We start from the raw sequence: 13,771 nt of genomic DNA on the forward strand, positions 1-13,771 counted from the left end.
ATGAGCGAAACAGTATATACAGCAAAAGATTATAAATCAGGTCAGCCTCGCTGGTGTCCGGGATGCGGTGACCATGCTTTCCTGAACTCCTTGCACAAGGCTATGGCCGAACTGGGAGTAGCTCCGCACAACATTGCCGTGATCTCCGGTATCGGCTGTTCTTCCCGCCTACCTTATTATGTCAACACATACGGCTTCCACACCATCCACGGGCGTGCCGCCGCTGTTGCGACAGGTGCCAAGGTAGCTAATCCGGATTTAACCATCTGGCAAATCTCCGGTGACGGTGATGGTCTGGCCATTGGCGGTAATCATTTCATCCATGCGGTACGCCGTAACATCGACTTGAATATGATCTTATTGAACAACCGCATCTACGGGTTGACCAAAGGTCAGTATTCCCCGACTTCCGACCGCGGATTCGTCAGCAAATCATCTCCTTACGGCACTGTAGAAGATCCATTCCACCCAGCAGAACTCTGTTTCGGCGCACGTGGCCGTTTCTTCGCACGTTGTGTTGCGGTAGACGGACCGGCTTCTGTCGAAGTATTGAAAGCCGCAGCCAACCATAAAGGAGCATCGGTTGTGGAAGTTCTGCAAAACTGCGTCATCTTTAATGACGGCACACACGAATCGGTCGCAACGAAAGAAGGACGTTCTAAAAACGCAATCTATCTGGAACACGGCAAACCGATGTTATTCGGCGAAAACAAAGAGTTCGGCCTGATGCAGGAAGGTTTCGGCTTGAAAGTGGTAAAATTAGGTGAGAACGGCGTGACAGAAAAAGACATTCTTATCCACAATGCTCACAGCATGGATAATACGTTGCAACTGAAACTGGCATTAATGGAAGGACCGGATTTCCCAATCGCACTCGGTGTGATCCGTGATGTGGAAGCTCCTACCTATAACGATGCAGTCGCCGAGCAGATTGATGAAGTGAAAGCCAAAAAGAAGTATCATAATTTCCAGGAATTGCTGATGACCAATGAAACATGGGAAGTAAAATAAAATCCCCCTGTTAATCCCTATAAAGTAAGAAGGAGTGTCATATAACGTTTGTGACACTCCTTTCTTTTTTAATTCGGCTCTAATCCGTATCGCGGAAAATGACCGGCAATTAACAATAACTTCGACAAAAATCTTTCTCAGATGCCCCCTGTCTGAATGATCTTGCTACGTTGGGATTAGGAAAATGAACACATTACAACATTGGCAGAAAAAGCGATTACAATTGAAGAATAGAGAGTTAATTCTCTTTTTCTTTATATTCCATAAAGATCTTTTTCATTTCATTCCAAGCCGCCCCGGCTCTTTTCTGTATCTCCATGTCTTTATGAATAGAGGGATTAAAATAAAAGCAGAATCTCGAATCTGTCGTAACCGCATAGTCATCAAAGAAATACAATGCCAGAGCCTTACCACCTTTGACAACTTCTTTCAGTACAAAGCTGCAACATTCATCGTCTTCACCCACAACCATTGATTGCTCGCCAATTCTCACCCACATCCCGGTATCCAAACAACTCAATTCCAAAGCATCTATAAAAGAATACATTTGCTCCACGTTCCCTAACTGAGTAAAATCAGACAAATATATCTTACGCCATTTATATTCGTCCGTATTTACATATACCGATATTGCATGCCCATTCACACCGCCTAATTTATAGTATTCATCCAGCGGAAAATCCAGGCTACTATATTTTCTCAATGAATCGGGAGAAGCAGTCTTACTTTCAACAGTAACAAAAGAGTCTATTATGAGTTGTTGGGGTAAAGCGTATTTTCTATTTCTTGCCGCCGGATCGTATGCCTGCCCATAACGAGATTCCATATCTATCACTGTATCTGTTTGATGGAAATCTTTTATATTCCATCTTACCCGGCCTGATTTATCGCAGAAACCTAGTTCGTCAAATTCTATTGTTTTCTCTCTTTCAATATGAAATCCGGTTTCCCGGTCATACGTATAAGTACGTGCTTGTTTCACAATCCCATTTCGATGATAATCAAACTCTTTTCTGTACAGCGCTCCTTTTTCAGTATATAGAAACACGCAATAATCTCCTTCTTTCATATAGAGTGCATCTTGGCAATCGGACATAAAGTTACTCAATAATGGCTCATAACTACTATGTATAAAGTCACATGTTGAAGCTTTTATCGTGTCATCCACTTTAAATCCCGAATTGACTATTTCATGACTCTCATACATGCTGGCACTATAACCGACATACTCTTTTTTATCATTGAGACGAAAAACACCTATTACTCTCGAATCGAAGGGATTTATATGCAGTTTCGAATGATGAAAAAAGACAGTACCATTTTTCCCCTTCTCCGGATACGCATCTTTCCAGAAGAGTTCTTCAGGTATAGGAGAATAAGCACCACATACTGTCGACAAACAGACTGTAATATAAACAAACGCTACGATGGCAAATGCCAAAATCGAACTTAAACGAAGAAGTCCACCGGCTTTAATGCCATAGCGGCATAAAATCCCGACAGAGAGAATTACTCCCAAGAATATAATGGCACCCACTGCTTCCCGCCACAACGTCCCGGGTTCAACCCAACTAATAAATGATTGCCATAAAAAAAACCCTAAAATCAGCAAAAGTACAAGAATAATAATACCACCTCCTGTTTGTGCCTTATATCCAAGCAAGAAACTATATGAAAAGAAAAGGCTATAACATAGCAACTTTAAGGATAACATCCCCCCGACAAAAACACTGAGCATATCACTAGTTAAGAAAATAAGCCCGTTAATTATCAATAATGGAATCAAAACCCATAACAGGACTGTTATATATATACTCATATTTTTTCTTTTATTATTCATGATATTTTCCTGTCTTTAAATATAACGCCCATACCATATTAACAAAAAAGAAAGTGTCTCACTGAGGTAACAAGTTAGTGAAGCAAAGATACACAAATAAACAGGGAAATATATTTCTGCTAATCTATATTTTAGAAAGTATCCGGATTCTCTTCAAACTTTGATATGATTCTTATCCGCCTTAGGATAAAGTTGTTGATATATAAGGTGGTGCCCGATCTGCTTTGTAGTAAACGCCTCACTTTATCGAGGCGGAAAAATCCGATTCCGCATGATAGCATCCTGTAAAAAAGGAGTACTGTCAAAATCCAAGATTACTCCACATTCGGTCTTTATGAATACGACAAGCCCCCCAATGATATGCGCAAAAGAGTAAGACGCCTTTTCAATTATCAGAGAAGGGAAGCGCATTGTTTCTATTCTGTATATGCCGGAATACCCGGATCATTTTGTCCATGTATGCTCTGGTCTGTATTTCTTTACAAACAGCTCCGGTCTGTCCGTGGCCAGCACATCCACCCCGAGTTCAATAGCTTTCCGGTCAGACTCTTCTACATCGTCAGTACCCAGTGCCAATGCAAGCACCTTCAATCCTTTCTTATGGCACCGTTCCACCAGGAGCTTATCCAGTGAATCGATCCGAATAACCGCAATATTGGGATTTATTTCAGCTATAACCTTATCAAGTTCGGCACCACCTCCTACATACGCCTGTAATGTCCGAATTTCAGGAGCCACTTGGCGAAAAGCTTTTGCCTCCTTGTCCGACCAGAAAGTAAATGTACAATTCTCTAACATTCCTTCCCTGCGAACCAGATCCAGCAACTGTCCAAAGTCTCCCGTACGATAATCGAGCGTCAGCTTCAGACCGTTCTGTTTAGCCTTCCGCAATAAAACGTCCAACCGGGGAACACACTGTCCGCTGAACTTTTCGCCAAACCATGAACCTGCATCCAATGTATCGATGTCTGCCGAAAGCCACTCTCTAATCAGCCCGGTTCCATTCGTCGTACGATCCAAGGTAGAATCATGCAATAAATAGAATACGCTGTCCTTACTGATACAAATATCACATTCCATGAAGTCAATCTTATACTTTATACATGAATCCGCCGAAGCCAGCGTATTCTCCGGAGCAATACAGTCCGCTCCCCGGTGTCCGCTCAGTTCCGGCAAGCGGACAGGTTCACTCTTACATGCTCCCATCCATAAAGCTAAGAATGCGTAAACGACTATTGAAAATATCTTAGAAAATTTTTTTTCCACTCTGACTATACTCTATCAATGTTTTATAATAGTAGCGGCAAAGATACACAAATCTCTCCTTGCTTGTTTACCTTCAGAAAGCATTTTATAAAAAACAACCTGCCTTTTTTCTCCCCAATCCACATTCCGGGAGCAAAAAGACAGGTTGTCTTACAATCAGTTATCTGACCGGTTTATTCTTTCTCGCCAAAAGCAAGATCACCCGCATCACCCAATCCGGGAACAATATAAGAGTGTTCATTTATCTCAGGATCGATAGCTGCACACCAGATTGTAGTTTTATCCTCCGGCAGAATACTGGCTATATGATCGACAGCCCTTTGGCTGGCAATAATCGAAGCAACATGAATTTCAGACGGATGTCCCTTCGTCAACATGGCCTGATAACTCAGTTCCATACTTCCGCCGGTGGCAAGCATCGGATCTGTAATGATAAGAGTTTTCCCGTCGATACGCGGTGAAGCGATGTATTCAATATGTATGTCGAATTTCAACGTATCCTTGTACTTACGATAAGCAGAAACAAAAGCGTTCTCGGCATAATCGAAATAGCTCAGGAATCCTTGGTGGAAAGGTAACCCGGCACGAAGAATCGTACTAATAACCAATGGATTGTCCGGTGTTCTGACAGGTGCTATCCCCAATGGAGTTTGTATCTCCTTCACCGAATAAGCAAACGTCTTGCTCATTTCATAAGCCATTACCTCGCCGATACGTTCAATGTTGCGACGAAAACGCAAACGGTCGTTCTGAACCTCAACGTTCCTTATCTCTGATACATACTGATTCAATATTGAGTCTGTCTCACTTAAATTAATAATCTTCATCTTTTCAACTGCGTTTTAATATTCAGGTTTTATACGGTGCAAAGTAAGTGATAATCTTTCAATTTGCAACGTTCAGTTTGCAGATATTGTTACGTAAACATAAAACGGTTTCTATTAAAGAAAAATTTCTCTAATATATTCTTTGTTTCCAAAGAAAGCATTACTTTTGTAGTCGATTTACAAGGGGATGTTTAAAAACATTCCATTCCGAACGCCAGAAAGAGATAATAAACAATATACCAATTTTAATTAATTCAAAAGAAAATGGCAAATTTAGATTTAAGCAAGTACGGTATTACAGGTGTAACTGAAATCCTGCACAACCCGTCTTACGATGTTTTGTTCGCTGAAGAAACAAAACCAGGTCTGGAAGGCTTTGAAAAAGGTCAAGTAACAGAATTGGGTGCTGTAAACGTAATGACTGGCGTTTACACAGGCCGTTCTCCTAAAGATAAATTCTTCGTTAAGAATGAAGCTTCTGAAAATTCAGTATGGTGGACTTCTGAAGAATACAAGAACGACAACAAACCTTGTTCAGAAGAAGCTTGGGCTGACCTGAAAGCTAAAGCCGTTAAAGAACTTTCTAACAAACGCCTGTTCGTTGTTGATACTTTCTGTGGTGCTAACGAAGGTACTCGCATGAAAGTACGTTTCATCATGGAAGTAGCTTGGCAGGCACACTTCGTAACTAACATGTTCATCCGCCCGACAGCTGAAGAACTTGCTAACTACGGAGAACCTGATTTCGTATGCTTCAACGCTTCTAAAGCAAAAGTTGATAACTACAAAGAACTGGGTCTGAACTCAGAAACTGCTACAGTTTTCAACCTGAAGACTAAAGAACAAGTTATCCTGAATACTTGGTACGGTGGTGAAATGAAGAAAGGTATGTTCTCAATCATGAACTACATGAACCCGCTTCGTGGTATCGCTTCTATGCACTGCTCTGCTAACACAGATATGGAAGGAACTAGCTCTGCTATCTTCTTCGGTTTGTCTGGTACAGGTAAGACTACTTTGTCTACTGACCCGAAACGTAAATTGATCGGTGACGACGAACACGGATGGGACAACGAAGGTGTATTCAACTACGAAGGTGGTTGCTACGCTAAGGTTATCAACCTGGATAAAGAAAGCGAACCGGATATCTTCAACGCTATCAAACGTGACGCTCTGTTGGAGAACGTAACAGTAGCTGCTGATGGCAAAATCAATTTCGCTGACAAATCAGTAACAGAAAACACTCGTGTTTCTTATCCTATCTACCACATCGAAAACATCGTTAAACCGGTGTCTAAAGGTCCTCACGCTAAACAAGTTATCTTCTTGTCAGCTGATGCCTTCGGTGTATTGCCTCCGGTATCTATCTTGAACCCGGAACAAGCTCAGTACTACTTCCTGTCTGGATTTACAGCTAAATTGGCTGGTACAGAACGTGGTATCACTGAACCGACTCCGACATTCTCTGCTTGCTTCGGTGCTGCATTCTTATCATTGCACCCAACTAAATATGCAGAAGAATTGGTTAAGAAGATGGAAATGACCGGTGCTAAAGCATACTTGGTTAACACAGGATGGAACGGAAGCGGTAAACGTATTTCTATCAAAGATACTCGTGGTATCATCGACGCTATCCTTGACGGTTCTATCGACAAAGCTCCTACTAAGGTTATTCCTTTCTTCGACTTTGTTGTTCCTACAGAACTTCCGGGTGTTGATCCGAAGATCCTTGATCCTCGTGATACTTACGCTGATCCTGCACAGTGGAATGAAAAAGCAAAAGACCTTGCCGGTCGCTTCATCAAGAACTTCGCTAAGTTCACTGGAAACGAAGCTGGTAAGAAGTTGGTTGCTGCTGGTCCGAAACTCTAATCAGACAAAGTTAACAACTTTAAATAATCGAAAGGCGACTCTGCAAAGGGTCGCCTTTCTTTTTTGTCCTGTACCGCACAAGAACCTACCGACTAAAAAATCTCTTCTCAATTAACATTGTTAATGCCGCTTGCATATCACTTTCTTCCTATATGCAAACAACAAGTCTTTTGCGCCTAAAAGATTTGTTATCTGTCATCAAAACACTTATTTTAAGACCATGTTAAAACAAGTATTTCAACAACCCAATGCACATTCTTCATCTTACTGATTTTCAATATGTCAGATAGAAAAGAGCCCTATTACTGAAAGATATCATCCATTTGTTCTTCAAAGACATAATTATCATTCTGATAAGTACCTCTCGCTTCGAGATCAAAAGAAAAAATCAACCGAACGATACAATTCCCCGGTACGGAGACGAAATAAATCATACAAAGAATGAAATTTGCGTAAAGAATGGAATTATTTAATTTCCCAGAATACAATCAGCCCATTGGCAAAATCAACAACCTGATAAACGATATAATAAAAGTAGTGATAAACATTTCAACGGAAAAGTCGGCTAAGTTCTTTCAGTACTTAGGAATTATACGAAAAGACAACAGATAGCTCTTAGGACCAGTTAACCATTGCATTTGCAATTATTAGTATTTATTATGGGGTCAAAGATAATAAGAAGTTAATATCCCCGCAACTTTTTACTATATTTTTTTATACCAACATAATTTATATAATAAAGATTTAATAGAATTAAGATTTTTATTTATCCGGTTAGCACTGAGATGGCAGAAGAAACATGCGGATAGCGTTCACAACTCTTCCCATAAACAATAATCAACTATATTTCAGATGCATATATAAGTAAAAGGTAGAAAATAGGTATTATACCTCCCACTCAGAAGCATTAAAATATTCGACCAAGCATCTTCACCGTTTTACACTCCGTTTAGTACACCATTAATAATCAATCTAATACAGATGGTAAAAGTACTGAAAGAACCTATCTCATGTAGCTCTATTTTTTCCAGATAGCAATCAGCATAGTTCAGCAAGGTTATTGAACAGACTTAATATTATAAACCAAAAGCTAATGCCTATGAGAACCTGAAAAAATCCCCTCAAACCGATGTAGATTAGACAGTCTGATCTATATCCTCCAAATCACATTTTATGTTTAACCGAATAATTTAATGTATGACAAAAAGAACTTGCCAATTTCCGAAGCACACATGCCTTCGAGAAATCAACTTTTTGAAGATAGCAGGTATCAGTCTCCTGCTATTCTGCACGACATCACAAATTGCCGTAGCAGACAGTTATGAAAAAAATGCTGTCACAGCCACACAGCAGAGTAAAACAGAGAAAATAACAGGTAAAATAGTCGATGAGAGCGGAGAGGCCATCATCGGTGCCTCGGTAAAAGTACAAGGAAGCACTATCGGTACCATCACCAATATGGAAGGAGAGTTTATGATACCGAATGTCCCCAACAAGGCCGTACTCGAAATCAGCTACATCGGATACAAGCCCTTAGAAGTCGCTGTCGGAAAATCCAAAGATTTACGCATCACGATGGAAGAAGACACTAAAACGCTGGATGAAGTCATCGTAGTAGGTTACGGTACGACTTCTAAACGTAAAACAACCGCCGCTATTGCCAGTGTCAATACAGAAGACATTATCAAAGCACCGACGGCAAACATCACCCAAAGCCTGGCAGGACGTGCTCCCGGTCTGTTGGTCACAACCAGCGGAGGCGGTCTGAATAACTTTTCCAGTGTCTCTATCCGTGGAGGGGGCACTCCGCTTTATGTAATAGACGATGTGATTTCCGAAGAGCGGGATTTCCGCAATCTGAATGCTGAAGACATCGATCAGATCACAATCCTGAAGGACGCCGCTTCTACCGCCGTTTACGGAGCACGTGCCGCCAACGGTATCGTAATGATAGTAACCAAGCAAGGCAAAGCAGGGAAAATGAGCGTCAATTATAACTTTAACTATAACTGGAGCCAACCTGCCAATATGCCCAATAAGCTGGATGCCCACGATGCAGCCTTCTACAAGAACATGAGTATGACCAATGACGGATTGGCACCGGCCTATACGGACGATGAACTGGAACTGTTCCGCAACGGATCAGATCCACGCAGATATCCTAATACGGACTGGCAAAAACTCTGTTTGAAGAACTTCGCACCGGAAATGCAACATACCCTGACTGTCACCGGTGGTAGCGAAAAGATAAAAGCATATACCTCTTTGGGGTTCTACGATCAGAAGTCACTCTATAAGTTCGATGTAAACAGTTTCAAACGCTACAACTTCCGCACAAATATCGTAGCAGATTTCAAAGAAATAGGTTTGAAAGTAACTTCCAGCATCGAAGCTTACAAAACGGACTTAAGATCGCCTAATGCCAAATCGGGAGACAGCTATTATCACACCTGGGGACACATCCAGAATAAAGCCCCCTGGGAAATAGCATACAATCCGAACGGACAAATATTCAACACACCGGATAACCCATTGATGGAGATCTCCCCCGACGCCGGATACACTAAAAACGAAAACCTCAGTGCCATAGCAAACCTCGCACTGGAGTGGAGCGTACCTTATGTACCGGGCCTACGATTGAAAGCACTGGGTAACTACCGCATCAACAACGACAAGTCAAAAAGTTGGAAAAAATCACCTTTAGCATACGATTGGGATGGCAACCCCAACGATCCCGGCAAACCTTCACTGAGCAAGTCTTATTCAAACTGGTCATCGTACACCGTGCAAGGCTTTGCCAATTATGACCGTACTTTCAATCAGGTACACACAATCAGCGCCACAGCCGGTATCGAAGCCTATAAACTCTTTAAAGACGATGCCTCGTTATCCCGCGAAGAATATTTGCTGGACGTAGACCAGATCGGTGCAGGTCCTGTATCTACAGCCAAAAACAGTTCTTCGGAAGGTGAAGAAGCGCGTGCCGGTGTAGTAGCCCGACTGAAATATGACTATGCCAGCAAATATGTGGCCGAGGCCAGCCTCCGTTACGACGGTAGCGACAATTTCCCGCGAGGTAAACGCTGGGGAACATTCTATGCCGGCTCTCTTGCATGGGTCATTTCGGAAGAAAGTTTCTGGCAGACATTAAAAGACCGTCATATTTTCGACCAGTTCAAGGTAAGAGCTTCTTATGGCGAGATCGGTTCAGACGCCATCGGACGCTATGCTTACCTGCAATCATACGGACTGAACGACCGTGGCTACCTGCTTAACGGAAGTTGGTATCCGGGATTTTCCGAAGGTGCCTTGGTCAGCAAAGACATTACCTGGTATACTACCCGCGACTTTAACATCGGATTCGATTTCGGATCGCTCAACAACCGTCTTTCGGGTTCTGTAGACTATTTCCGCAAGAGCACCAAAGGTTATCTGACCTCTCCGTCGGCAGTAGCTTATACCGACCCGTTGGGCATCGCATTACCCCAAGTAAAGTCAAATGGCGAGTTCATCCGCCAAGGTGCCGAGTTCATCCTGCAATGGAAAGAGAAAAGAGGTGATTTTGAATACACACTTTCGGGCAATTTCACCTACTTCGACCAATACTGGAACATCAATCCGAACGAAGCGGAAACCGATACCAAGAACCCATACAAACGTACTACACAAGCCAAAGGATATTGGGGTATCGGATACGACTGCCTGGGCTATTATCAGAATCAGGAAGACATCATGAACTCACCCAAACGTCAGAGTTCCGTCAACTTAGGTGCAGGCGACCTGAAATACAATGACTTCAACGGCGACGGTATCATTGACGGTTCCGACCAGCACCGCATCGGCAAAAACAGTATGCCCCGCGGCCAATACGGCTTCAGTGCCGACTTGAACTACAAAGGCTGGTTCATGAACATGCTGTGGCAGGGAGCTACTCCGGCCGACCTTTATATGGGCGGTATGATTCAGGGAAGCCAAAGCGGCAGCGGTTATCCTCCTGTTATCTATGACTTCCAGACCGACGTATGGACTCCGAATAATACGGGAGCCCGCTATCCACGTTTGAGAAGTACGGCAAGCTACAACGGCAGTAACAACTACGGCAGCTCAGACTTCTGGCTGATCAACACAGGCTATCTTCGCCTGAAGACATTATCCATCGGCTACGACTTCAAACATAAACTACTCAAAAGAGTGGCATGGATGAATAAATGCAACGTTTCTCTGAATGGTTATAACTTACTGACTTTCAGCAAAGCGAATAAGTTCGACATCGACCCGGAAATCGGCGACGGCAACCTCTACACCTATCCGGTTTCAAGAGTATACTCCATCAGTGTCAACGTAGGATTCTAAATAGTATGAACTTAAAAAGAAGACAATATATGAAATTCATAAAATACATCACTCCTGCGCTCTTTTGCGCAGCACTGACACTCCAGAGCTGTGAACACTTCCTGGATACGAAGCCTATGGAATCTTATTCGGAAGACCTCGTCTGGAGCCTAAAATCGACAGCGGACGCTTTTGTATTGCAAACCTACAACAATGTCCTCCCCTTCTATCACGATATCCGCACGGAGGAGCAATGGACCTTGAATTCGGTCATGCGCCAGAACTGCCCGAATGAAGCCAGAGATCTTATGAACCGTGACTGGTCATGGGGATTCAACCAGTTCGGCACCATCCGCCGATGTAACCTGATCATCGAAAAATCGCAAGCATCTACAGGTTTGTCCGATGCAGATAAAAAAGCATTGGTAGCCGAAGGAAAGATGCTGCGTGCAATGACCTATTATTATATTGCCAAGCATTGCGGACGTGTGATCTGGGTAGACCATGTATTGGCTGAAACGGATGAATTCAACTTACCGCTCACAGAATCTATCGACAAAACGTACGACCTGATCCTGAAAGATATAGATGATGCCATCGCAGGACTGCCCGAAACCTCCCTGCAAGGGCGTATCAATGCCAATGCAGCCCGTGCGCTGAAATCAGAAGTATGCCTGACAGCTGCTGCCTACAGCACAGACGACACCCGCAAGAAGTCACTCTTCGAACAGGCCGTAGCTGCAGTAGACGGTATACAAGGATACACACTGGACAGCAATTACGGCAGTATGTTCAACCAGGATGGTGCCAGGACATCTCCCGAAATCATTCTGGCACAATATTACAGCAAGGATAACACCAACGGTGCAGGTACACTTATGCAGGAGATGCTTCCCAACCAGAGCAACAAACGCCTGGAAGACTACGGAGGACGTCCGTTCTTCAATCAGGACCTGGTGTTTGAATGCTGGCTGGAACACTCACCTTCCCAGAATCTGGTGGACGATTATTTAGTAATAGACCAGATTACCAACCAAGGAGTGAAATGGAATGAGTCGACCCAGTTCGTGAACAACACGACACCATTATCCAATGCCGACGTAGCCGACATGGCTGTAGATGCCAAGGAGCTGGATGACAACAGCCTGGCATATCAGACAAACAGCAACGCTCCGGACGTGCAGATCAATGACTTTATGTACAAGAACCGTGACCAACGCTTCTATCACTCCATCCAGTATGATTCGTGCATGTTCTACAATGAGCTGATCACTCTTCATAAGGGCGGAAACCTGCATAGGACAGCCGTAGACGGTAAGACACCGGGCAACGGATACATCCCCATAACGAACTACATCTGGCGCAAATATATCTATGTCAATGCCGAACGCGTCTTCTGGAACAATCCGACCGACTACCATTATGTCATCTTCCGCTACGGACGTGCATTGTTGAATAAGGCCGAAGCCTTGCTCGGACTGGCCCAATACGATGCCTCCAAAGTGAGCAATGCGGTAGCCACATTCAACCGGACACGTACCACTCACGGCAATCTGCCTCCTTCCATCGCCACTTCACTGGCCGACGCATGGCACGATTATAAGATTGAACGTCACGTAGATCTGGCTCTGGAAGGCGATTACTACTGGAGTCTGTTACGCTGGGGCATGTACGGCGGCGAAGCCAATCACGGGAAACCCGCAGGAGACATCATTCCGGAATTGAGTTCACCGGCCACCTTTGTTGAGATCAGCCAAGACAGACATCGCATGTTTGTAGGTACTGTAGGATATACCAATGCCGACCGTACATTCTCCAAGAAACGCTACCTGTTCCCGATCACACAAAGCATCATCAATGCCAACTCCGCCATCAATGACAGCGACCAGAACCCGGGATGGTAAACCTAACAGTTCATTCATTAAATAAATTAAGAAGAAAATAATATGAAGAGAATCAAATTATCAGATACTAAATGGTTTATGTTACTGCTGCTGATGTGTGTTCCCATCATCAGTTCTTGCAGTAAAGAAGATCTGCCCGCCTACGAAGAGGCGGAAATAACCAAAGTAGGTGCTTATCACCGCTTCTACTCCGGTGATAAGGATGCCATCACGGGAGAAAACATTGTAGCCGAAAAAGAGCTGGACCGTACAAACAATATCGACTCGGAGCACGGTGTAGCCACTGCCGTATTTACAATTCCTGCCGCAGGGGGCAAATTCACAGAGGCCGAACGCGCTAAAGTGTCATTGAGTAACCTCGTGGTTTACGTCAATGTATCTACCGCCGCCCGCGTCACCCCATTGGACGGTTCACCCAAATTCGGTGTTCCTGCCGATTGGACCCGGGAGCATAAATACAGCGTAATGGCTGCCGACGGTACAAAGAAAATCTGGACAGTGAAAGTTACTCTGAATAAATAAGTCCCCACTCGATTATGACTCGTAGAAGTCACAGATTCAATAGGTAAGTATTGCTTAATTATCAGATGTTCTCTGAAGCCGTCGGGTAAACATATTTATGGAAATAAATAGTAACCCGGCGGCTTCTATTTAGCCTCAAGTGATCCACTAATACAAAAAAATCATATACCTTTGGATACCCAATTCATCTTATTCAA

General features: G+C 43.4%; 8 protein-coding genes. 5 read left to right on the forward strand and 3 right to left on the reverse strand.

Annotation, left to right across the window (positions count from 1 at the left end):
- A complete protein-coding gene (locus tag BSHG_RS00920) occupies positions 1 to 1,011 on the forward strand; it encodes a 2-oxoacid:ferredoxin oxidoreductase subunit beta (RefSeq protein ID WP_005791975.1) in 1,011 nt (336 codons plus the stop codon).
- Between the two features lie 238 nt (positions 1,012 to 1,249).
- Here BSHG_RS00920 and BSHG_RS00915 read toward each other — a convergent pair whose 3' ends face one another.
- From BSHG_RS00915 to upp, 3 genes are all read right to left on the reverse strand, one after another.
- Positions 1,250 to 2,830 (reverse strand): hypothetical protein, encoded by a 1,581-nt coding sequence (locus BSHG_RS00915; RefSeq protein WP_008661595.1) that lies wholly within the window; start codon positions 2,828 to 2,830, stop codon positions 1,250 to 1,252.
- A 465-nt stretch (positions 2,831 to 3,295) separates the two neighbouring features.
- Complete coding sequence (locus tag BSHG_RS00910) at positions 3,296 to 4,057, reverse strand: glycerophosphodiester phosphodiesterase family protein (protein WP_005803918.1); 762 nt, start codon at positions 4,055 to 4,057, stop codon at positions 3,296 to 3,298.
- Between the two features lie 233 nt (positions 4,058 to 4,290).
- Positions 4,291 to 4,944 (reverse strand): uracil phosphoribosyltransferase, encoded by a 654-nt coding sequence (gene upp, locus BSHG_RS00905; protein WP_005791972.1) that lies wholly within the window; start codon positions 4,942 to 4,944, stop codon positions 4,291 to 4,293.
- A gap of 264 nt (positions 4,945 to 5,208) precedes the next feature.
- Here upp and pckA point away from each other — a divergent pair, with 264 nt between their 5' ends.
- The 4 genes from pckA (at position 5,209) to BSHG_RS00885 (ending at position 13,574) form a co-directional block, all read left to right on the forward strand.
- Complete coding sequence (gene pckA, locus BSHG_RS00900) at positions 5,209 to 6,816, forward strand: phosphoenolpyruvate carboxykinase (ATP) (RefSeq protein WP_005791971.1); 1,608 nt, start codon at positions 5,209 to 5,211, stop codon at positions 6,814 to 6,816.
- Between the two features lie 1,197 nt (positions 6,817 to 8,013).
- A complete protein-coding gene (locus BSHG_RS00895; RefSeq protein WP_005797388.1) occupies positions 8,014 to 11,169 on the forward strand; it encodes a SusC/RagA family TonB-linked outer membrane protein in 3,156 nt (1,051 codons plus the stop codon).
- Positions 11,170 to 11,198: 29 nt separating this feature from the next.
- Entirely contained in the window at positions 11,199 to 13,052 is a 1,854-nt protein-coding gene (locus BSHG_RS00890; RefSeq protein ID WP_008661596.1) for a RagB/SusD family nutrient uptake outer membrane protein, read from the forward strand.
- Between the two features lie 42 nt (positions 13,053 to 13,094).
- On the forward strand, positions 13,095 to 13,574 hold the full coding sequence (locus BSHG_RS00885) for a DUF5018-related domain-containing protein (protein WP_005791963.1): 480 nt from the start codon (positions 13,095 to 13,097) through the stop codon (positions 13,572 to 13,574).
- The last annotated feature ends 197 nt before the right edge of the window (positions 13,575 to 13,771 follow it).

Origin of the sequence: Bacteroides sp. 3_2_5, assembly GCF_000159855.2 — a bacterium.
Classification (GTDB): domain Bacteria; phylum Bacteroidota; class Bacteroidia; order Bacteroidales; family Bacteroidaceae; genus Bacteroides; species Bacteroides fragilis.